This is a genomic window from Pseudomonas sp. JZ134 (assembly GCF_051027695.1).
Classification (GTDB): domain Bacteria; phylum Pseudomonadota; class Gammaproteobacteria; order Pseudomonadales; family Pseudomonadaceae; genus Chryseomonas; species Chryseomonas luteola.
Genome location: NZ_CP069250.1, coordinates 1,073,837 through 1,095,517 on the forward strand (window position 1 = coordinate 1,073,837; position 21,681 = coordinate 1,095,517).

Annotated in this window: 21 protein-coding genes and 1 pseudogene; 8 read left to right on the forward strand and 14 right to left on the reverse strand. The window is 53.4% G+C overall.

What is annotated here, in order from left to right:
• Window positions 1-38: 38 nt before the first annotated feature.
• Window positions 39-611: an antibiotic biosynthesis monooxygenase gene (locus JQR86_RS04860; protein ID WP_286787693.1), complete on the reverse strand. Its 573-nt coding sequence runs from the start codon at window positions 609-611 to the stop codon at window positions 39-41.
• A 280-nt stretch (window positions 612-891) separates the two neighbouring features.
• On the opposite strand from JQR86_RS04860, the gene JQR86_RS04865 reads away from it, so the two are divergent.
• Window positions 892-1,344, forward strand: a complete 453-nt coding sequence (locus JQR86_RS04865) for a flavodoxin (protein ID WP_286787432.1) — start codon at window positions 892-894, stop codon at window positions 1,342-1,344.
• 86 nt (window positions 1,345-1,430) lie between these two features.
• Here JQR86_RS04865 and JQR86_RS04870 read toward each other — a convergent pair whose 3' ends face one another.
• A complete protein-coding gene (locus JQR86_RS04870) occupies window positions 1,431-2,333 on the reverse strand; it encodes a LysR family transcriptional regulator (RefSeq protein ID WP_434154421.1) in 903 nt (300 codons plus the stop codon).
• Between the two features lie 88 nt (window positions 2,334-2,421).
• On the opposite strand from JQR86_RS04870, the gene JQR86_RS04875 reads away from it, so the two are divergent.
• Together JQR86_RS04875 and JQR86_RS04880 are read left to right on the forward strand one after the other, a co-directional pair.
• A complete protein-coding gene (locus JQR86_RS04875) occupies window positions 2,422-2,796 on the forward strand; it encodes a CidA/LrgA family protein (protein WP_010795374.1) in 375 nt (124 codons plus the stop codon).
• Window positions 2,789-3,472, forward strand: coding sequence for an LrgB family protein (locus tag JQR86_RS04880; RefSeq protein ID WP_434154422.1), 684 nt, complete (start codon window positions 2,789-2,791; stop codon window positions 3,470-3,472). The genes JQR86_RS04875 and JQR86_RS04880 overlap by 8 nt, the downstream gene beginning before the upstream one ends.
• Before the next feature lie 33 nt (window positions 3,473-3,505).
• Here the strand turns inward: JQR86_RS04880 and JQR86_RS04885 are convergent, their stop codons facing one another.
• The 9 genes and pseudogenes from JQR86_RS04885 to yaaA all read right to left on the reverse strand — a co-directional run bounded on the left by JQR86_RS04885 (window position 3,506) and on the right by yaaA (window position 14,565).
• On the reverse strand, window positions 3,506-4,384 hold the full coding sequence (locus JQR86_RS04885) for a methyl-accepting chemotaxis protein (RefSeq protein WP_409438717.1): 879 nt from the start codon (window positions 4,382-4,384) through the stop codon (window positions 3,506-3,508).
• A 27-nt stretch (window positions 4,385-4,411) separates the two neighbouring features.
• Window positions 4,412-5,131 (reverse strand): annotated as a pseudogene (locus JQR86_RS04890) (MCP four helix bundle domain-containing protein); the annotation flags it as partial.
• A 125-nt stretch (window positions 5,132-5,256) separates the two neighbouring features.
• On the reverse strand, window positions 5,257-6,066 hold the full coding sequence (locus tag JQR86_RS04895; protein ID WP_434154841.1) for a SirB1 family protein: 810 nt from the start codon (window positions 6,064-6,066) through the stop codon (window positions 5,257-5,259).
• A 157-nt stretch (window positions 6,067-6,223) separates the two neighbouring features.
• Complete coding sequence (locus JQR86_RS04900) at window positions 6,224-8,842, reverse strand: DEAD/DEAH box helicase (RefSeq protein WP_434154423.1); 2,619 nt, start codon at window positions 8,840-8,842, stop codon at window positions 6,224-6,226.
• A gap of 162 nt (window positions 8,843-9,004) precedes the next feature.
• Window positions 9,005-9,976 carry a 2-hydroxyacid dehydrogenase gene (locus JQR86_RS04905; protein ID WP_286787437.1) on the reverse strand — a complete coding sequence of 324 codons (972 nt, stop codon included), beginning with the start codon at window positions 9,974-9,976 and terminating at the stop codon, window positions 9,005-9,007.
• Between the two features lie 32 nt (window positions 9,977-10,008).
• Entirely contained in the window at window positions 10,009-10,884 is an 876-nt protein-coding gene (locus JQR86_RS04910; RefSeq protein WP_434154424.1) for a TIGR01459 family HAD-type hydrolase, read from the reverse strand.
• A gap of 174 nt (window positions 10,885-11,058) precedes the next feature.
• On the reverse strand, window positions 11,059-12,510 hold the full coding sequence (locus tag JQR86_RS04915) for a mannose-1-phosphate guanylyltransferase/mannose-6-phosphate isomerase (protein WP_434154425.1): 1,452 nt from the start codon (window positions 12,508-12,510) through the stop codon (window positions 11,059-11,061).
• 497 nt (window positions 12,511-13,007) lie between these two features.
• Window positions 13,008-13,697: a PilZ domain-containing protein gene (locus JQR86_RS04920; RefSeq protein WP_434154426.1), complete on the reverse strand. Its 690-nt coding sequence runs from the start codon at window positions 13,695-13,697 to the stop codon at window positions 13,008-13,010.
• A 91-nt stretch (window positions 13,698-13,788) separates the two neighbouring features.
• Window positions 13,789-14,565 (reverse strand): peroxide stress protein YaaA, encoded by a 777-nt coding sequence (gene yaaA / locus JQR86_RS04925; protein WP_434154427.1) that lies wholly within the window; start codon window positions 14,563-14,565, stop codon window positions 13,789-13,791.
• A gap of 378 nt (window positions 14,566-14,943) precedes the next feature.
• On the opposite strand from yaaA, the gene JQR86_RS04930 reads away from it, so the two are divergent.
• The 5 genes from JQR86_RS04930 (at window position 14,944) to JQR86_RS04950 (ending at window position 18,039) form a co-directional block, all read left to right on the forward strand.
• Window positions 14,944-16,335, forward strand: a complete 1,392-nt coding sequence (locus tag JQR86_RS04930; RefSeq protein WP_434154428.1) for a PhoH family protein — start codon at window positions 14,944-14,946, stop codon at window positions 16,333-16,335.
• A gap of 101 nt (window positions 16,336-16,436) precedes the next feature.
• Window positions 16,437-16,913: a cyclic pyranopterin monophosphate synthase MoaC gene (gene moaC, locus JQR86_RS04935; RefSeq protein ID WP_010795362.1), complete on the forward strand. Its 477-nt coding sequence runs from the start codon at window positions 16,437-16,439 to the stop codon at window positions 16,911-16,913.
• Window positions 16,910-17,161: a MoaD/ThiS family protein gene (locus JQR86_RS04940; protein WP_074824862.1), complete on the forward strand. Its 252-nt coding sequence runs from the start codon at window positions 16,910-16,912 to the stop codon at window positions 17,159-17,161. The genes moaC and JQR86_RS04940 overlap by 4 nt, the downstream gene beginning before the upstream one ends.
• 2 nt (window positions 17,162-17,163) lie before the next feature.
• On the forward strand, window positions 17,164-17,613 hold the full coding sequence (gene moaE, locus JQR86_RS04945; RefSeq protein WP_434154430.1) for a molybdopterin synthase catalytic subunit MoaE: 450 nt from the start codon (window positions 17,164-17,166) through the stop codon (window positions 17,611-17,613).
• A gap of 36 nt (window positions 17,614-17,649) precedes the next feature.
• Entirely contained in the window at window positions 17,650-18,039 is a 390-nt protein-coding gene (locus JQR86_RS04950; RefSeq protein ID WP_434154431.1) for a DUF3592 domain-containing protein, read from the forward strand.
• A gap of 44 nt (window positions 18,040-18,083) precedes the next feature.
• Here the strand turns inward: JQR86_RS04950 and rhlB are convergent, their stop codons facing one another.
• The 3 genes from rhlB to JQR86_RS04965 form a co-directional block, all read right to left on the reverse strand.
• Window positions 18,084-19,535, reverse strand: a complete 1,452-nt coding sequence (gene rhlB, locus JQR86_RS04955) for an ATP-dependent RNA helicase RhlB (RefSeq protein WP_010795358.1) — start codon at window positions 19,533-19,535, stop codon at window positions 18,084-18,086.
• A 105-nt stretch (window positions 19,536-19,640) separates the two neighbouring features.
• Window positions 19,641-20,579 carry a GGDEF domain-containing protein gene (locus tag JQR86_RS04960; protein ID WP_037030444.1) on the reverse strand — a complete coding sequence of 313 codons (939 nt, stop codon included), beginning with the start codon at window positions 20,577-20,579 and terminating at the stop codon, window positions 19,641-19,643.
• A gap of 205 nt (window positions 20,580-20,784) precedes the next feature.
• Complete coding sequence (locus tag JQR86_RS04965; RefSeq protein WP_125887746.1) at window positions 20,785-21,444, reverse strand: alpha/beta hydrolase; 660 nt, start codon at window positions 21,442-21,444, stop codon at window positions 20,785-20,787.
• Window positions 21,445-21,681: the final 237 nt, after the last annotated feature.

Here is a 21,681-nt window from a genome sequence, read left to right on the forward strand (position 1 = left end):
CAGCTTTCGATTATCGCAAACCCTTCACCATCGTGACATCACGAATGACGGGTCGTAGCAGGCCGGAGTGTTCTCCGGCGAGCCTGCGAGGCATCACTATTGAGCCAGCCGGAAAGCAGGCGAGTTACCCATGGGATAAAGAAGCACACCATGATAGGGGTCAGGATCAGGGTGCTGAGCAATATTCTGGGTATCAGTGGCAACCCAGCCAACCTGTCGCCTAACAAGGCATTGAATAGCAGCGATACAGGAAAGAACGCAAGCCAGACAGCAATGCTTTGCTTCCAGCGAGGGGGTGTGCGGCGGGCATCGCCAAACCAGGTATCAAGGCCCTGTGCACGAAGCTCCTGCGGCTGCTCGAAGAGATCCTTGCCCCGCTCAAGCCAGTGCTGACGCGTCGAGGAATGTTCCCACGCACCTAATGTCTGCTCATTAGAAAAACGAAACACGATCTGGACTTCATTATCGCCTGGCGGTGGGGAGAGGACGCCCGATCCAAGATAGCCTTCATAGCAGGTCGCCAAGCGCTCACCTTCGCGGAGCCATTCGAGAAAATTATCGTAACAGCCATCGGCGACACGGCGAGCCACCATCAGGGTGACGGGATGCATCATAGAACTCTCCACATGCAACTATCCGGATAGGACGGTCTGATTACACAGCGCCGGGTAGACACTGCGGTCGAGAACAGGAAGCGGCTCGTTTTGGAGTGCTTCGATCGCCTGAGTATCAGGCTGTGCAAGCATATACAAGGTTCATTCCATTTGCGTTAAATGCCGATGAGCGCTGGCTAGACCTAAGTAGTAGGCGTCATGTCAGTGCAAGAAGCGCTGTGTGTGAACCAAAAGGCAGCATGGTAAGGTTAGGCATACCAGTGATTAAGGAGGTGTCATGAAAGTCGCCATTTTATGTGGCTCTGTTTACGGCACGGCCGAGGAGGTCGCCAGGCACGCCAAGCAGATTCTGGAGGCAGGTGGGCATGAGGTCTGGCTCAATTTGCGTGGAGGATTGGACGATTTGCTGGCTTTCGATGCCGATGCGTTTCTTGCCGTGACATCGACAACCGGAATGGGAGAGCTGCCGGACAACGTACAGCCGCTTTACTATGCTCTGCGCGATACGCTTCCGGCTTGGCGTGGCAGGCCCGCAGCCGTGATCGGTTTGGGGGACGCCAGTTACGGCGATACTTACTGTGGTGGTGGCATGCAAATGCAGGAGCTGTTTGCTGAACTTGGACTGCAGGAAGTGCTGCCTATGTTAAAGCTCGATGCCAGTGAAACCGTTACTCCCGAAACAGACGCGGAGCCGTGGCTGGATCGTCTGATAACAGCCTTGATCCGCTGAGGGGAGCGGCAGCCTGCTAAGTCATCAGGCGCTAATAGCTTGATGACTATGTTGTCATGGCAGACTCTAATTCAAGATATTCAGACTCAAGTATCCAGTTTGCCGAATTGCTCCAGGCTGACTTCCTGCATGAGATCGAGCCAGGCTCTTGCCGCCCGGGAAAGGTATGCACCACGCCGCCAGATAAAGGAGGCGTCCCACCGGAGGTCAGGTTGGGTCAGAGGAATGCGTACGACATCGGGACGTATCAGCTTTTGGGCCACGATTCGGGGTAGGAGAACAACGCCTTGTCCTGCTGCTGCCAATGCTATTAGAAAGTCCGCCTGTCCACTTCTGCCACCTTCTTGGGGCGTAAAGCCCGCTTCGCGGCACGCCTGTAACAGTCGATCGTTCAAGGTATAGCTCTGCTGATATAGCAAGAAGGGCGTAGCGGCCAGCTCCGCTAATGCCAATCGGGACCTATTGGCCAATGGATGAATACATGACAACACGGCATCCAATGGCTCATTGCAAAAAGGTTGATAATCAAAAAAAGGATCATTAGGGGTAAGACAGCCACCAATCTCTATATCACCCTTGATGACCAACTCCTCCATGAGCTTGCTGCCACCTTCCACCAAGTGAACCGTAATTTGCGGATAGCGCTTACGGTAGAGGGAAAAGGGGGCTGCAAACAATGTTTCTGCACCCAGAATGGGTAGCCCAACGCGCAGTTGTCCTTGTCCCAGGCGGGCCAGATCATCCAGCTCCGTCAGCATTTCGCGGTGTTGGCGCAATATGTGCTCAGCATGTTTGAGCACAACATGTCCTGCATCGGTCAATTCTAGGGCGGGGCCTGTCCGATCCAGCAGACGCAACCCCAGACTTTGCTCCAGATGAGCAATCTGCTTGCTGACGGTCGATTGAGTCGCGTGAAGCACACGTGTACTGGCGGTAAAACCGCCCTGGCGTACAACCTCGATAAACATGCGGAGTTGTTTGAATTCCATTTTGGAATGGCTCTGATTCTAATAATTCGCTTCTGGGATAGTAAGGCCGGGCGTATCCTTGAAGCCAGTTAAACGTAATGGATGTCTTATGGTTCCCCGTTACATGCGGACGCTGGTTGAGTTGGCTGTGTTGTTAGGTATCTGGTGGCTAGGCGGATGGCTTGGGCAGTATTTCGGTTTGCCTATCCCAGCAGGTGTTCTAGGTCTGGCGATCCTTCTGCTGTCTCTTGCGCTGCGAGTGATAAAGCCAGAGTGGCTTGAAAGCGGTGCCCGTGTGCTGGTCGGTGAGATGCTGCTATTTTTCATCCCAGCGCTGATGAGTTTGCTTGATTATGGGCCTCTCGTCCGGGAAGAGGGCATCCGTATTCTTATGGCGGTGTGCTTCAGCACGCTTCTGGTCATGATCAGTACCGCTTTGACGGTGGAATGGATGTTTCGTCGCAGGAGCCGCCAGGATGCTTGATTGGACTGGCGTGTTCTGGCTGCTTCTGACGTTGGGTGGGTATATCCTGAGCCGGATGATTTACAAGCGCATCAAGTGGTATGTGCTGGCTCCTATTGTCTTTGTGCCGACTATTCTTTACCTGATTGCCATTCCGACAGGCACGAGCTATGCGCAGTATTCCCACTACACCGGTTGGCTGATCAGCCTGCTTGGGCCGGCTACCGTCGCGTTTGCCGTACCGATCTGGCAGCAGCGTCGACTTCTGGTCCGTTATTGGCGAGCACTTATGGCCGGCATTGTAGTAGGCAGCTTTGTGTCAATCTTCAGCTCTTGGGCATTGGCCCATTTGCTGGCTTTGGAAGCGCCTGTCACGTTATCCCTGCTGCCACGCTCGATTACGACACCGTTTGCCATGCCTATGTCCAAGGATCTGGGGGGCGTACCTGAACTGACCGCTGCTTTCGTATTGGTCACAGGTGTTTTTGGCGCTGTGGTAGGCAGTCTTCTTTTGCGCTTTCTTCCGTTGCGCTCTGCTCTGGCGCGAGGTGCGATGTTCGGTGTAGGTGCCCATGGTGCCGGTACAAGCCGCGCTTACGAGGTAGGCATTGAGGAGGGGACAGTGGCCGGACTGACGATGGTACTGACCGGCTTGTTGAATCTGTTGGGCGCCCAACTGCTGATCTGGGTGCTTTGATGGAGGGGGTGCATCCTTGCACCACGTTCATCCTTAAACCTTGAAATGAGATACCAAGGTATTCAGCTCAACAGCCAGGCGCGACAGCTCTTGGCTGGCTGCCGTGGTATCACGAGCACCTTCCGAGCTCTGGACTGACAGATCCCGAATATTGACCAGATTGTGGTCTACTTCGCGGGCTACCTGTGCCTGCTCTTCGGCTGCGCTGGCAATGACTAGGTTGCGCTCGTTAATCTCGCTGATGGCGCGGGTGATTTCTTCCAGCGCTTCGCCGGCACGACGAGCCACTTCTAGCGTAGAACCTGCTCGGGTTGTGCTGGACTCCATTGAGTTCACAGCCTGCTCAGTACCGTTTTGGATACTCATGATCATCTGCTCAATTTCACGAGTCGACTCCTGGGTACGATGCGCCAGGGCCCGCACCTCGTCGGCGACGACAGCGAAGCCGCGACCTGCCTCTCCCGCACGGGCCGCTTCAATAGCGGCGTTGAGTGCCAGCAGGTTGGTCTGGTCAGCCAGGCCACGAATCACATCAAGCACCTTGCCAATATCGCGTGATTGACTGGCAAGTTCACCGACCAGACATGCGGTCGTCTGAACCTCCGAGGTCATGTGCTCAATGGACGAAACGGTCTCCAGTACGCGACCCTGACCTTCCTGAGCCGCACTGGCAGAGTGCTTGGAGGCTTCGGACGTTGTCATGGCATTGCGAGCCACTTCTTCTACCGCCGAGCTCATTTCCGTTACGGCCGTTGCAGCCATCTGGATTTCGTCATTCTGGCGATTCAGGCCACGTGCACTCTCGTCAGTGATGCTGCTGAGCTCTTCGGAGGCGGCAGCCAACTGGCTCGAGGAGCCTGAGATGCGCTCTAACGTATGACGCAGTTTTTCCTGCATGGTACGCATGGCCATCAAGAGACGAGCGGGCTCATCCTTGCCGGTAACCTGAATGTGCTTGGTCAGGTCACCGCTGGCAATTTCTTCAGCGGCACGCAGAGCCTGATCAACCGGCTGCACGATGCTACGCGTCAGCAGCCAAGCCAGGAGTACGGTCAGTAATGCGACGATGACCAACAAAGTAATAGCGGTGGCCACAGAAGTGGAATAGCTCTGGGCAGCACTTTGATTAGACTTTGTCGTCGAGTCTGCATTGATATCGACAAGTTTGCCTAACACCGCATTGATTGCGTCAGAGTTCTTCAGAAGCTCATCGTTGAGTACAACCTTAAGCTCATCAAGTTGATTCGCTGAGGAGAGCTGCAGCATGCGGTTCTTCAGCTGAAGATAATCACCCCACAACTTTTGGAAATCGTTATAAAAGCCGCGCTCCGCCTCCGATGCAATCAGCTTCTCATAGCGTGTCCGCGCAGCTTCAACCTGACTGATCCGCTGATCAAACAATGCCAACGTCTTTTGCAGATTTTCCGGTTCGCGGTTGATAAGCAAACGATAGGAGAGCACGCGCAGGCGCAGGGTTAGCGATGTAATTTCATCTAGGCTGGTTATGCTGGGGAGCACATTCTGTTCAAAGTTAATACTGTTCTGGCGGATATCACGCATCTGATAGAGCGAGAAAACGCCCAGGAACAAAGTGAGTACAGCTATGAACGCGAACCCCAGAAAAGCACGAGGTGCGATATTCAAGTTACGAAGGGTCATTGCTTAGGTCCTGCTAAGTACAGCGTAAAGGAGGTTGCTTGGCTATCGGCTGTGCTTGACAGGACTTGATACCCGCTTGGCTGGAGACAGAAGGTTCTGACTGTTAAGGCATGTTTCCACATCTATCAATGAAGACGGCGGCGACTATCACTCAGTGCGGCCAGGCGACGGTTCAGGTGCAGTTGCTCGGCTGGGTCATCGCTTAACAATAGGGCATGCTCAAGGTCATAACGCTGGGCCTGAGGGCAGTCCAGCCGGCTATACAGTTCTGCACGAGCCAGATGATCCGAGACGCTGGGCGGCCCTACTTCCAATACCCGCTGCGCATCTTTCAGGGCTGCCAATAGTTGGTTATCAAATTCATGCAACTGACGAAGATTTCGAGACAGTCTCTGGAGCAGTTCGCGAGGCTGAGCAGTGCGTAGGTGCTGCGCTTGCAGCTGGGCATGTGGACCAAACTGATAGGCGAGCAGTCCGCGGCAATCCTTGGAATAAAGTCGTCTTCCACTGGTAGGGTCAAGCAGGTGATCCGCCTCAGGGACACGTAGCAGGAAATGGCCTGGAAAGTTGACGCCGACCAGAGGAATGTCCAGTCTGCGGGCCAGCTCCATCGCGATCAGTGATAAGGAAAGTGGCTGTCCCCTTCGACGAGCCAGCACCTTGTGCAGCAACGCTGCCTGAGGCTTCAGCGGCCAGTCATCGGCGTGAAAACCCAGCTCGATCATCCGGCGTACGAGCTGCTGCGCGCGCTCGGCGGACGAGCCTTGATGATCAATAGCTGCCTCGACAGAAGGAATGAGATCCGTCAGAAGATGCTGAGCCATTTCAGGCTGAAAGGTCAGGTCATGTTCGGCGGCTATCCAGAGTGCTGCCTCAAATATAGCAGGTGGCTCACGGTTGAGCGCATCCAGGCAGGCTTGGCGCGGTAACTCCATCGCAATCTCCCAAACCCCATGCCACAGCAGGGTAAGCGCAGACAAACACCATCCAGATCATAAGAGATATGGACTTTATTATGTTTGACAAGTTTAGACCGCTTCTCGAGTGATGCACCGCTCTGCTCAGGCAAGCAGAACGGCCAAGGAGGAAAGTCTATTTACCCAATGGGGTGAAAAGCGCTTCGATATCCGCTTCCGACATTCGCCAGTCGGCTGTGTTCTCCTCAAGAATCCCTGCGGCAATGCGAGATTTCTCATGCTGCAATTGCTGGATTTTCTCTTCCAGGGTGCCTCTTGCAATGAGCTTGTACACAAAAACCGGCTTATCTTGCCCTATGCGATAGGCACGGTCTGTGGCCTGGCTCTCCGCCGCCGGGTTCCACCAGGGGTCGAAGTGAATCACCGTATCGGCCGCAGTCAGGTTGAGTCCCGTACCGCCTGCTTTAAGGCTCAACAGGAAAACCGGGGCCTCACCGGACTGAAACTGTTCGACAGGCGTACGGCGATCCTGGGTTTCACCGGTAAGGGTGACATAGTCGATCCGTCTTTCATCCAGCGCCTGCTGGATCAGCGCCAGCATGGAAGTGAACTGCGAGAACAGCAGGACACGACTGCCATTGGCCAATAGGCCTTCGAGCAGTTCCAGCAAGCCGAGTAGCTTTCCAGACGACTTGGCGGATGTTTCGTTGCCGTTGACTAGTCGGATATCGCAGCAGACCTGGCGGAGTTTCAGCAGTGCATCAAGAACGATAATTTGGCTTCTGGCCAAGCCTTTCTTGGAGATTTCGCTACGGACCTTCTCATCAAGTGCAACACGTACCGTTTCATAAAGATCGCGCTGTGGCTGAGTCAGCTCGACCAACTGGACAATTTCCGTCTTGGGTGGCAGCTCGCTGGCTACTCGTTGTTTGGTACGACGCAGAATGAAAGGCTTTACTCGTCCCTTTAATTGGGCGAGGCGTTGGGTATCGCCATTTTTTTCGATCGGCGTTCGGTAGTCGCGCTTGAAGTCTTTTATATCGCCTAACCAGCCTGGCATCAGGAAGTGGAACTGAGACCAAAGCTCACCCAGATGATTTTCCAGCGGGGTGCCCGTCAGGCATAGACGGTGTCGCGTATTGAGTCCCCGCGCCGCTTGTGCCGCTTTGGTTGCCGCATTCTTAATGGATTGTGCTTCATCCAATACCAGAAGATGAAAGGAGAAGCTGGCCAACTGCTCGGCATCGCGCGGTAGCAGGGCGTAGGTAGTCAGGATGATATCGTGCTCAGGTATCCGCTCGAACAGGTTACGCCGTTGAGTACCGTGGAGGGCCAGTACTTTCAGCTCGGGTGTGAACTTGGCTGCTTCGTCCTGCCAGTTAGGTATCAGGCTGGTAGGCATGACGATCATGGCAGGGCTGGTCAACCGGCCAGCCGTTTTCTCGACCAGGATATGAGCCAGGGTTTGCAAGGTCTTACCAAGACCCATGTCATCGGCCAGGATCCCCCCCACATCCAGCTCGCGAAGTGCCTGCAACCAAGCCAGGCCATCACGCTGATACGGTCTTAACTCGGCACGCAGGCTTTCCGGAACGTGCAGGGGCGAAGCTGAGTAATGGCGTAGTCGATGGGCGAAGTTTCTGAGCTGCTCACCACCCTGCCATGTCATTGGGATATTTTCTTCAAGTTCAGCCAGCCGTGCGGCGTCCAGATGAGACAGGCGTATCTGCTTGGTATTAGCAGGTAACGAATGCCCATGCAGTTCCATGAGTGCGGCAAGCAAGGGCTTTAGTCTACCGAGAGACAGGGCTATACGTGCGGGGCGTCCTTGCTTGCGTGCAGCAGGGCTTTCCACGCGGAGCAGCAGGCGCTCATCGTCAGAGCGTCTGGCCAGTGCTCCCGGTTCGAATAATTGGGGATCCCGCCGGATAAGATCGATCAGGATAGGCAGCAGACTGACGCGCCGCCCTTGTACGACGATGCCGAGCTCCAGATCAAACCATTCATGATCAGGCGCCTCCTCAATTTCGCCGTACCAATTCTCCACCTCGGTCAGCTCAAAGGCGAATTCTGGGCGCATATCTATCTGCCAGCCCGCTTCACGCAACTGCGGAAGTGTGACTTCGATAAAGCGCAGCCAACTGGAGTCATCAGGCATTTCAAACATCTCGCCCGCATCTTCGGGCAAGGCTGCGCTTCGCCGTGTCGCTACTCGGAGGCCTGTATCCTGTAAGACTTGTCGCAGGCGCTGCTCAGCTTCACTGTGGCGTGTTGGCAGCGTTGCCGCGCTACTACGACCCGGTACAGGCTTGCCGAACACTTTTTTGCCGTCGTAAAGAAACGCCAGGGCAGCCCTGTGGCGGGTGACGGGGCGCATGCGTGCGGTTTGCCGATCATAGTCAACCTGTGTGTGGCTGCCCAATACCAACAATGGCTTGGGCGGCTTGACCAGATTGATGGCTGTCTCGGCTGCTTCGCGGCGTGGAGGAGGGCTGCCGGCCCGCTGAAGGCGCTCCAGCTCGAACAGCACGGCAGCAGTATGCTTGCAGTTTCTGCCAGCCCCACATGTGCATCGGCCATCAACAAACCAACCTCTTGGACCAGGCTTGAGCGTGATGGATTGGCGGTAATCCAATCCTGAAGGACTGCTGCATATGGCATAGACCAGCCCATCGGCGGCTGACCGGACCGTGGCGTAACCTTCTTGAGCATAGCGCCGGCCACGCTCATAGTTGCGCTCAGTAAAGGAGCCTTTCCAGTCTTGCCAGTGCAGATGGTCGAAACGTAGACGCATATGAAGCCTGTAACACGAAGCACAAACGGGTAATTGTGCCACAGACCGAAAGCGTCCCCGTACTGAAGTCGCTCAGGTTGCTCAAATAGATATCACTTAATTACGACAGCATGGCTTATCTAAAGAGTCTGCTGTTAAGCGCTGGTTTCAGATTGGCTTGATTTAACCCTTCCATACTTCAGGATTAACCAAATCCTGTGGTCGATTGCCGCTTAAGGCGGCTGTCAGATTGGAGACGGCGCGCTCTGCCATGGCATACCGTGTCTCGTGAGTCGCTGAGCCGATATGCGGTAAGGTGACGACATTCTTCAGCGAAAACAGGGGCGATGATGAAAGCGGTTCCTGCTCAAAAACATCCAGGCCTGCGCCGCGAATGTGCTGGTTGGAAAGCGCCTCGATTAGAGCCGCTTCATCAACCACTGGCCCGCGTGCAATATTGATCAGAATACCGCTGGGCTTCATGAGCCTTAGTTCACGTGCGCCGATCATCTGGCGAGTGGAGTCTGTCAGAGGGACTACCAGGCAAATAAAATCGGATTCCTGAAGCAGAGCTTCAAGGTCTCGATACTCTGCCTTGAATTCTTTCTCCAGCTCGGGCTTGCGGCTGCCTGCATGATAAAGAATCCGCATGTCGAAGCCGAAGTGGCCGCGCTTTGCAATGGCTGCACCTATGCGACCCATACCTACGATTCCCAGCGTCTTTCCATAAACGTCTGTACCGAAATGCTCTTCCGTTATGCCTTTTGTCCATTGCCCTGCCTTGGTGTAGGCATCCAGCTCAGGCAGGCGGCGAGCGGTACTCATCAGCAGAGCAAATCCAAGGTCTGCTGTGGTCTGGGTCAGTACATCGGGGGTGTTGGTCAGTAGAATGCCCTGCTCGGACAGGTAGGGCACGTCATAGCTGTCATATCCAACCGAAACGCTGGAAATTACTTCCAGGTTTTCTGCATGTTGCAACTCATGGCGGCCTAGTGTCTTGCTGGCACCAATCAGGCCGTGTGCGTGAAGGAGGGCATGCTGGAACTGCTCATCGACATTGCCCTGAGTATCAATGACGGTAACATTAAAGGCTTCGCTCAGCTGTTGAACCAGTGGAGCGGGAAGACGATTATAGATAACGACATTCTTTCTCACGGGCAACGGATCTCCATTAGGGTTTGGTTTCTTTAGACTAGACCAGCAGCAACATATTGAGGGCGTATCGAATAATCCATCAGGAAGCGCTCAAGTTGCTCTTGCTCCGGTTGCTCATTGAACTCCGCGCCCAATGCCTCGCGGTGGATTCCAGTTGACGCCAGCCATAAGCAATCAATGTTGGCTGAAACTGCACCCGGTACGTCGGTGACCAATGAGTCACCCACAAACAGCAGCTTGGTGGCGCCCAAAGTTGCCAGTTCTCGTTGAGCACAAAGAAACGCATAGGGATCAGGCTTTCCGTACCAGCGCACACTTCCGCCCAGCGAAGCGAAGTAGTCGGCCAGCTTGCCGGCGGCATAGTAGGGTAGGCCGCCAGAGACTACTGTGCGATCAGGGTTGGCGCAGAGAAACGGTAAATGCGTGAAGTCCTTGAGTGGGGCCTGACGAAGCGCCAGCTCATCCTGAGGGAAGCTCCCTACACCTAGGATGAGGGATGCCTGTTGGATGTCGGTTACGAATCGGCTGCGTATGTGCTCGGGCCAGCCAGTCTGACCTTCGCCAGGTCCGGTCAGATAGATACCGCCCTGTGCCAGCGCTGGCTCCTGGCTAATGGCGTCGATGGCCAGCTGCCCTGAGGTCGTTATACCGGCAAATTGCTCTCGAGCGATACCCAGTTCAACCAGGTGATCCGTCATGGAGGCGGCATCACGGGATGCGTTGCTCAGGAACCAGACAGGTTTGCCTTCGGTTGCACGCCGTGCCAGCCAGTTCTGCGCACCGGGAAAGGCGTCGTAGCCGTCGATCAGTACCCCCCATAGGTCGAGAATAAATCCATCGTACTGTTCGCATACAGCATCCAGATCAGAATGGGAGACAAGGTGAGGAAGGAGCGTGGATGGCGTCATGGAAAATAACGTCCTGATAAGGTTGCAAGAGCTGAAAGGATCCAGGGTACCTGCTTTAGCGATTGAGATCACTTCGGCCTAGAAAGCACAACACCGGCGCTTGGCCGGTGTTGTTGAATCTGGAGACAAGAGGACTCTTGTTTTTATTTTTTCTCTTGGCTCAGCTCAGAGCGATTAACGCGCTACAACGTTAGTGCTCTTGGTCTGTGGCGCGTCGACGCGACCGTAAACGTCTTCGTAGCGAACGATATCGTCTTCGCCCAGGTAGCCACCTGATTGTACTTCGATGATTTCCAGCGGTACCTTGCCAGGATTGGCCAAGCGATGTACAGACGTCATCGGCAAGTAAGTGGACTGGTTTTCGGTCAGCAGGAAGGTCTTGTCATCGCACGTGACCTGCGCTGTGCCAGAGACCACGATCCAGTGCTCGGCGCGGTGGTGGTGCATCTGCAGAGACAGCTGAGCGCCTGGTTTGACAGTGATGCGCTTGACCTGGAAGCGCTGACCCATGTCGACGGAATCGTAAGAACCCCAAGGACGGAACACTTCCAGATGGCTCTTGACCTCTTGGCGACCTTGCGCTTCGAGCTTGTTGACCACCTTCTTGACGTCCTGGACCTTATCCTTATGTGCGATCATGACCGCATCTTTAGTCTCTACAACCACGACATCTTCGATACCGATCAGGGAGACCAGCTTGTTGGTGCTGTGAACGAGGCAGTTACGGGCTTCGTGCAGAACCACGTCACCTTTGGTAACGTTGCCATCGCTATCCTTGTCATGCACATCCCAGATGGCTGACCAGGAGCCCACATCGTTCCAACCGGCAGACATTGGAACTACACAAGCGCGAGTGGTCTTTTCCATGACAGCATAGTCAATGGAGTTGTCCGGGCAGACGGCAAACGAGTTGCGGTCGATAATGATGTGATCGCCATCAACCTGGCTGCGCTCAAGCGCAAGCAGGCAGGTATCGTAAATATCAGGATCGTGCAGCTTCAGCTCTTCCAGGAAGCGGCTGGCGCGGAAGATGAACATACCGCTGTTCCAGTAGTAATCCCCAGATTCTACGTATTGGGTCGCGCGAATGGCGTCTGGCTTCTCTACGAAGCGCTCGACGCGATTGACCCCTTCAGGTAGGTTAGCTGAGTGGGTTGCCTTGATATAGCCGTAGCCGGTTTCCGGGCGCAGTGCAGGAATGCCGAACAGCACCATTTCGCCTTTTTCAGCGGCTTCGGTGGCCGAATTCAAGGATGCTTTAAACGCATCGATATCTTCGATGACATGGTCTGCTGGCAGAACCAGCATCAGTTCATCTTTGCCATCGGCCAGCAGCTTCATGGCAGCAATCGCTACGGCAGGAGCCGTATTGCGACCAAACGGTTCCATGATCAAGGACTGAGGCTGGCACTTAACAGCCTTGAGCTGCTCCTCAACAATATAGCGGTGCTCGATATTGCAAACAATCAAGGGCTGCTGCATGCGTTCTTCGCAGGCCAGTCTTGATATGGTTTCTTGGAACAGGGTCTTTTCGCTTGCCAAAGCCAGGAACTGCTTTGGATACATTTTTCGAGATAGCGGCCAGAGTCGTGAACCGCTTCCCCCGGAAAGAATCACTGGAATCATGGCATTCTCCTTCAGCGCTTGCTGAGTTGTAGGTCGCAGTCCCTTCGGGCGGGACGAAGCGTCCGTGCTTCTAGTTCCTGCTTGAGCAGGGTTATGAAATAAAAAATAAAAGCCAGGCTAATTAGTTAGCTTTTTTGGTTACAAATTAATTACAGCTTATAGGCAGTACATCATCCCCAGGCTAATAAGCATTGAATTGCTTTACCCAAATGATGATCGGTACCGCTGATTAGAATGATAATTTAGGAAGATGGCTCGAGTGATTCCTTTGTGCCATCAAGGTCTTCATTGACATGGTTCTCTTAAAAAAGTTCATTAAAGCCTAAGCACTCCAAAATGCCAGGGCAGGAATCAACTGTAGTAACGCTAGTTCCTCTGAGACTTCTTTTCTGTGAATCGTTCACCCCAAAAAGTGGCTTCTTTTCTTTTTGTGATCTGGGTCAAGCCACGAAGAAGAAAAGCAGCCCTTGTTTAGAGCTGCAAGAGAGGAGGTACGGCTAGGCGTGAGAGGCAGCGAAGATCTTTACAGGGGTGCCTGTATAGGCCGCGGGAATTTGTGTTCCAGGCTCAATGGTCGCAATGACTACGTAGGTGGCGCCAGCTGCCTCAAGCGTTAAGGAGGTAATGATCCCTGACCTTGGCTGTTGCTCATCGAACAGATAAAAGTCGACTGACGAGCCTGGCAGAACAAGGCGATACTCATCGAATTCAAACCGCCCTTCGATGAGTGGTACTGTTCCGCTTTCTTTTATAAGCCCGGCGGCTCCTCTACTTAGCCGTTTCTGGGCAAATGCCGAGTCGATCATATGACTGACGGTAACGTCATCATTAAAGCGATAAGCCTCAATCAGATATTGAAGCGCAGAAAGTTCTCTGGGGGCGAGATTAGAAAAGGCGCAACCTACCCGACCTGTATCCCGGTCAACTGATTTGATTTCAAATGCTACGTCAATAGCAAGACTGAGGGAGTTGATTGAAAAAAGCAGTTTGCCCTTGAGGTTATCGCCAGTACGAGCGGTAATCGATTTTGAGATAAAGCTAAATCCGCCTATGGAAAGCTCAAGCAATTGATGCTCCATGCCTTCACGGTGGGCGCCTTGATACCGGATCCTGGCTGGTAGCTGAACGCGTAGGTGTTGCCTTTGTGTAGAACTGGTGTCGGGTGCGCTCATTGGATCTATCTCCATTGTAAAATTTTCATCTGCTTTAACAAAAGCAGGCAGGCGAAACTAAGCATGATTAATAGGGAAGGCTTATATGAAGAAATTATCTGTTCATTTAAACAATATTGTCTCGCAGGAAGATCAATTTTTCCTGAGTAGAAGATTGTTCACTAAAAACATACCCTTCAACATCAAATGACTTTAAATCGGCAAGGTCTCGTAACCGATTTTTTATAATGTAACGCGTCATGAGTCCGCGGGCTTTCTTTGCATAGAAGCTGATGATCTTGTATTGACCGCCTTTAAGATCCCGAAACTCGATATCGATAACGCGGCCCTTGAGCTGTGCACGTTTGACGGAGCCGAAATATTCGTTCGAGGCCAGGTTGATGAGAATATCGTCGCCCTGATTTTCCAACGCATCATTTAATCGCTGTGTGATGTGCGTGTCCCAGAAGGCGTAAAGGTCCTTGCCGCGTGAGTTGACCAACTTGGTTCCCATCTCCAGCCGGTAGGGCTGCATAAGGTCCAGAGGACGCAAGATGCCATAAAGGCCAGACAGCATGCGCAAGTGTGTCTGGGCAAAGTCAAAGTCAGCGTCGTCGAAACCCTCAGCCGCTAAGCCGGTATAGACGTCACCCTTGAAGGCCAGTAGAGCCTGTTTGGCATTTTCAGGCGTAAAATCTGGAGACCAGCTGGCAAAGCGTGCAGCGTTAAGGCCGGCGATTTTGTCTGAAACTCCCATGAGTTTTGCGATATCGGCAGGCGAAAGCGTAACGAGCTGATTGATTAACGCTTGAGCGTCGTCGAGGCATTCAGGCTGTGTATAGCGCCGAGTGGCTGGCGGTGTTTCGTAGTCAAGGGTTTTGGCGGGTGAAATCACCATCAGCATGGTATGGAGCTCCTTTCGATTAACGGCTCATTGTAGGCCGTGCACAAAACGTAGCTCCAGTTGGAAAAAGCTATATGGCATATGAAGGTAGGAAGCTCTGTAAACAGCGGGCAAAAACTTTAGTACCAGATCGGCAGCGTTGCCAGCGGTATTAGCCAATAAGAAAAAAATGGTGTCCAGTTTAAAAAAAGGGGTTTTGCCTGCTCAAAGATTAAGGTATTACCAAGAGGTCCGCTGCACGAACGGGGTTGCCCTTGAGTTGCAGGCTTGGTCCTGAAGCCCCGAGGTGTGGTGGCACCTTTCGCTGCGGAGCGCCGTATCGGCCTCCGTCGACTGGCCACAAGAGTCCCGTTGGGATTCTCGATGAGGTGAACGAGTATGGATGATCATGGACGCTCCCGCCCCACCCAGCCCACCCTCTATGTGCTCGACACCAACGTACTGATTCACGATCCTAATGCACTACTGAACTTCGAAGAACATCACGTTGCTATTCCGATGACGGTGTTGGAGGAGCTCGATAAGTTAAAAACCGGGAAACATAGCGTGGCTGCCGAGTGCCGTCAGGCGATTCGGCTGATTGATACCGTTCTTGCTGAGGCCTCTCCTCAGGATGTCGAAAAAGGTGTGCCCATACCGCGCGGCAAAGGGGAGACGAAAGGGTATCTCTCCATTCTGATGAACAAGCGGGCGGCCCCTGTTACCTGGCTGCCTGATAATCACAACGATAATCGCATCATCAATCAGCTGGTTGAATTGTGTACTCACCATCCCGGTGAGCGCGTAGTACTGGTAACCAAAGACATCAACATGCGTTTAAAGGCGCGGGGGTGCGGGATTGATGCTGAGGATTACCATACCGATCAGCTGGTAGATGATATTGCACTGTTGTCGCGTGGCTATCACACCCTTGAAGGCTCTTTCTGGGATCGCGTCAGCAAGGTCGATTCACGACAGGATGTAGGACGCGTCTGGCATCGGGTACAGCTGTCCGATAGTTTGCCGCCAATGCACCTGAATGACTTCATTATCGACGAGCAGGGGTTCGTTGGTTGGGTCAAGGCTGTTCGAGATGATGAACTCATTATTCTCGATATGCATCAGGAGCCTCTGCTGCATCAAGAGGCCTGGGGCCTTCGACCTCGAGACATCTACCAAGGCCTAGCGTTGTTCGCTCTGTTGGATCCTGACATTCACCTGGTAAACCTGACCGGGGCAGCCGGGTCGGGGAAAACCATTCTTGCCCTGGCCGCAGCCATTGAACAAACCATGGTTACCAAGCGTTATCGTCGAATCATCGCGACGCGTAGCGTTCAGGGTCTGGATGAGGATATTGGCTTCCTACCCGGCACCGAAGCGGAAAAGATGGAGCCATGGCTGGGTGCCATTACCGACAACTTGGAAGCGCTGCATATGGATGATGAAAGTCCTCATAGCAGCGTCGACTACATCCTGAGTAAGGTGCCGCTTCAGTTCAAGTCCTTGAACTACATTCGTGGGCGTAGTTTTCAGCAGAGTCTGATCCTCATTGATGAGTGCCAGAACCTTACGCCGCATCAGATGAAAACCATTATTACCCGCGCCGGTGCCGGCTCAAAAGTCATCTGTCTGGGTAACCTGGCGCAGATCGATACGCCGTATCTGTCAGCAACCAGTTCAGGATTGACGTATCTGAGCGAGCGTTTCAAGGGCTTTCCCCACGGGGTGCATATCTCGTTGCAAGGCGTGCCTCGCTCGGTGCTGGCCGAGTACGCCGAAGCGCATATGTAATGACCTCCTGGCAGGAAACCGGCAAAGGATATTGCCAGTTTCCTGCTTATCCCCTTCGTCCATAGTAGAATCAAGGGCCTCTGTATAACGGAAGGCCAAACATGCTGACCCATCTTGATTCCCAGGGCCGCGCCAACATGGTGGACGTTACCGACAAGCAGGTAACGTTTCGTGAAGCTGTTGCTGAAGCGCAAGTGCGCATGCTCCCTGAAACACTACAAATGATTCAGCAGGGCGGCCACCCGAAAGGTGACGTCTTTGCAGTGGCGCGTATAGCCGGTATTCAGGCGGCCAAGAAAACCCATGAATTGATCCCCTTGTGTCATCCGCTTCTGCTGACAGGCGTGAAAGTTGAACTCACTGCCTGCGAGCCCGATAGCGTTCATATTCAGGCAACGTGCAAATTGTCAGGCCAGACGGGTGTGGAAATGGAAGCCTTGACTGCTGCCAGCGTGGCGGCCTTGACGATCTATGACATGTGTAAGGCTGTGGATCGGGGTATGAGTATCGAAGCGGTTCGTCTGCTGGAAAAAAAGGGTGGCAAGAGCGGCCATTTCAAAGTGGAGCACGACGCATGATCGAAGTGCATTATTTCGCGCGTTACCGTGAAGCATTGCAATGCGAGCACGAGCGCATCCAATGGCAGGATGAATTTACTCAACTAAACGATCTTCGTGCTCACCTGGTCTCCAGAGGTGGGGTGTGGGCGGATGTGTTAAGCGAGCGAAACCTGATGTGCGCACGTAACGAAGAGCTATGCATGTTGGATGAGCCGTTGGTTGACGGTGATCAAGTGGCTTTCTTCCCGACTGTAACGGGAGGTTAGACATGACCATACGAGTGCAGGCCGAGGCGTTCGATCCTGGCGTCGAAACCAGCGCAATGCATGCGGCCAATGTAGGCGTAGGTGCTGTCGTAACCTTCATAGGCTATGTACGCGATTTCAATGACGGACTGAATGTATCTGGTCTTTATCTGGAGCATTTTCCTGGCATGACTGAAAAGTCGCTGGCGAAGATCGCTCATGAGGCAAACTCGCGTTGGCCGCTACTCAAGGTGGATATCATCCACCGGGTAGGGCGTCTGGAGCCTGGTGAGCCTATCGTTTTCGTAGGTACGGCAAGCGCACATCGTCAGGCGGCGTTCGAAGCCTGTGCATTTATCATGGACTATTTGAAAACAAGGGCGCCTTTCTGGAAGAAGGAAGATACTCCCCAAGGCCCACGCTGGGTTGAAGGCAAGAGCAGCGATGTCAGCGCTGCCCAGCGCTGGACGTAGGCCCATGCTCTGACAGCGTAAAACCGGAGGGCAGGTATGGTTTGGCTGTGTGCGATGGGAGCCGTTCTTGGGCTGGTACTTGTCATAAGCCTCTGTCAGTTGTGGCAATGGCTGAAGCTGACAGACAGCGCGTTGACAGACGGGTATATCGTTTCTCTGGAAAAGGCCCCACTCTACCGGCTGACATTCAGCTATCAGGTCCAAGAGCAGCGCTACAGCCTGAATTTCCTGGATACGCTGATGGGGTATTCGTCTTCCAGTCTAAAAGCCTTGGCGGAGCAGGTAGCAGTAGGCGATAGGATCAAGGTTTACTATTGCACCAGCGACCCTTCGTTCTGTTGTGTGGGCTTTAAACCAACACACAGGAGTATCGTTAAGGTCTGGTTGTTGAACCTGTTGGCACCGCTGGCACCTTTTGGCTTTTGAGGCGCGCAAAGGGGAGCAGAGTGTTCGACTCCGCTCCCGAGTCGTCAGGAATGCTTGCGTGGGACTGGCTTAAGTAGCTCTGCCGGAGGCATATCACATGCGATTTTGCGGCCTAGCAATGTCTCGATTGGCGGTAGGGCAAATGCGTCGTCCTCGCCTGCAAAACTGATTGATATTCCGCTGGTACCTGCACGACCTGTACGTCCTATCCGGTGTACATAGTCATCTGGATCTTCCGGTAGCGTGAAATTGATAACGTGGCTAATGCCGTCGATATGAATGCCACGACCCGCGACATCTGTAGCGACCAGGACACGGATCTTGCCCTCGCGGAAGCCTTCTAGCGTTCGGATCCGCTTATGCTGTGGAACATCGCCCGACATCTGCGCTGCACTGATGCCGTCTTTAGTCAGACGTTCCTCAATACGACGTACCTCATCCTTGCGGTTGGCAAAAACCATCACGCGTTCCCAGTTGTTCTGGCTGATGAGGTTGTATAGCAAACGATACTTGTCATCTGAAGACACTGCGTATACGCGCTGGTCAACGGTCTCGCTGGCTACGTTTTCAGGCTCGATTTCCACAATGGCTGGATCGACTGTCCACTGCTTGGCAAGGTTCATGACGTCCTCGGTAAAGGTGGCCGAGAACAGCAAGGTCTGACGTTCGTTCTTGTGGGGAGTCTGGCGAATAATCTGGCGGACCTGGGGGATAAAGCCCATGTCGAGCATGCGATCCGCCTCGTCCAGAACCAAGACCTCCACCATATCCAGATGAACCTCGCCACGCTGGTTGAAGTCCAGCAAACGCCCTGGTGTTGCGACAAGGATATCACAGAAGCGCGACTCCAGTTGCTTGAGCTGTTTGTCGAAATCCATTCCGCCTACGAAGGTCATCACATTGAGGCCCGTGTACTTGGTCAGATTTTCTGCATCCTTGGCAATCTGTACGACCAGCTCTCGAGTCGGCGCAATAATAAGTGCACGTGGCTCACCCATGTAGCGCTCTTCAGGCGGCGGGGTGGTAAGCAGCTGGGTAATGGTCGAAATCAAAAATGCGGCTGTCTTGCCCGTCCCGGTTTGAGCTCGACCTATGGCATCTTGGCCTTTCAGTGTAAATCCCAGCACTTGTGCCTGGATGGGCGTGCAATAAGGAAAACCCAGGTCATGGATGGCATGCATCAGGCTGGGTGCAAGGTTGAAGTCGTGGAAGCGGACCTTGCCTTCCTGAGGCTCTACTGCAAAGTCATTAAGCGTCCAGTTGCTGACAGGCGCCTTGCGCTCGCGTCGTGGCTTTGGTGATCTGGTCGCTGCAGGTTTCCCGCTTTCTTTCTTCGGTGGCCTGGGCTGACGCTCGGCTTTCGCCTGAGTCGTGGGTTGTGCCTGTTCAGGCTGTGACGGGGTTTCGTCGCGCTGAAGGGGCGCAACCTTTTCAGGGGTGGGCTGAGGTGCTTGCGCATCTCCTTTGCCAAATAGTTTTTTTAGTGCCTTGAGCACGGTTTATCTCGTAATTTGAATAGAAATTAAGCCAGGAGTGTAAAGCAAGTTACGGGCCTGGCAAATGAGGCTTGATCGAGAGGAGGGAGGGGAGTGTTGCCTGTTTTAGCCAAACAGGCAATTTCTTCCGTTGCGCTTGGCTTCATAAAGCGCTTTATCTGCACGCTCTATGTGAGTCTCGAGCGTATCCTGTTTATGCATTTCAGCCAAGCCGATTGAAATGGTAACGCCTGGTAATTTGCCAGCAGGAGAGTAAAAGTCGGCGATACTGGCAAGGCTTTCCCGCAAACGCTCGCCAATCATTCGAGCTTCAGGCTTATCCAGCTCAGGAAGCAGAATGACAAATTCTTCTCCACCGTAGCGCGACATGCTGTCCTTAGGCCTTAACTGGGAGCGCAGGGTATTGGCTACCATGCAAAGTGCGTAGTCGCCTGCCAGATGCCCATACGTATCGTTATAGCGTTTGAAATGATCCACATCGAGCATCAACAGGCAAAGCGGCTGCTGGTTGAATGCGCAGCGGGTACTTTCGCGCTCATAGAGTTGTTCAAGGCGCCTGCGATTGAACAGGCCGGTAAGCGTGTCGACATTCGCGTTACGCTCGGTATCCAGAATGATTCGATTGTTCTGGCGGACACGCTCACACAGGATTTCAAGCAGGTTCTGAGTGGTTTTAGGAGAATGCTCCATCAGTTGGAACAGGTCCTTGCGGTGCAGGCCTATGACTTCACAGACTTCATCGGCGATCACGTACGCCGTTGGCTTGTGATTGTCGAGAAAGCTGACCTCACCTGCACAGTCGCCCTCACTCAGAACGGATACAGGTTGATTATCCAGCGACTCCAGATGAACCCTGAAGCGGCCCTGGACAATCATATAAAGGTAGTGATTATGTTCGCTGGGCGACAGAAGCATCTCGCCTGGATTCAGAACACGCTTGGTCAGCGTGCGGGCCAGTTTTTCAAGGTGCGACAGATCAACATCCCGGAACAACCGTAGATGGCGTATATGCTGAAGGTTTTCCTGCCACTGAGGAATAGCCATCATCAGCATGGCATTACAAGAGTGAAAACGGCGCCAGAAGGCATGGTCGCTCCAAAACTACAGAAAGCGGACGTATAGAGATCACTTCTTGACTGAGATAAGTAAAGAAAGTTCTTCATCCATTGTTCAGTACTGTGAGCGTTATCTTGTTTTGTATATGAACTGGTACAAAGGCTCAACGACAACAGCCGTTAAGCCGTCCCTCTCAAGCCAAACGGTCCTGTAACCACTGAGCGATCAGGGCGATTTCTTCCTGTGTTACTTCATGGCCCATGGGGTAGTCCTGCCATTGAACAGGCACCTGCTCTTTGGCGAGAAAATCATAGGCTTCACGTCCCAACCCCAGTGGTACAACATCATCGAGCGTGCCATGAATGCATAGCACCGGAATGTCTCGCTGAGCCTCACTGGCAAGCGTTTCCTGGAAGCCGGGTGCATAGGTCGAAAGAGCCAGTACGCCACCCAGAGGTTTGTGGGCAATGGCGAAAGCAGTATGAAACACGACTGCTCCGCCTTGTGAAAAGCCTGCTAGCACAATGCGTCGGGCATCAATGCCCATGTCCATCTGCTGCGTGATCAACTCATCGACATAGCGGGCCGACTCATCCAGTTGTGAATGATCAATGGCGCGTGCAGGTGACATGGCCAGGATGTCGTACCAAGACGGCATGGCCCAGCCGCCATTGATACTGACTGGGCGTGAAGGGGCCTGAGGCAGTACAAAACGGGTCGTCGTGAGCACGCGCTGCACTATTTCGGCCACCGGCTGAAAATCGTAACGGTCTGCGCCCAGGCCGTGTAGCCAGATCACGCATGAGTCTGCGGGTTGAGGGGATTCGATGATCAGCGGAGTTATTTCAGGCATGTGTGCTCCATAAGAGTGCGTTCTGATCGGCAGCGGTAACAAATGGTGCGTTAAGGGAATGTCGCATTTATATAAATTCTTTTGCAGTCTCAGTGAAGTTTACTAAGCCGCTTCGATTCTGCCATGTCGCTATAAGTGGTCCGCCTTTTGCTGTATCTGCAATGTGTGCTTTTTGATGCACCGACAGGTAACACAACGTTGTCATGTTGTCTGGTGTATTAAAGGCCACTCGGTCAA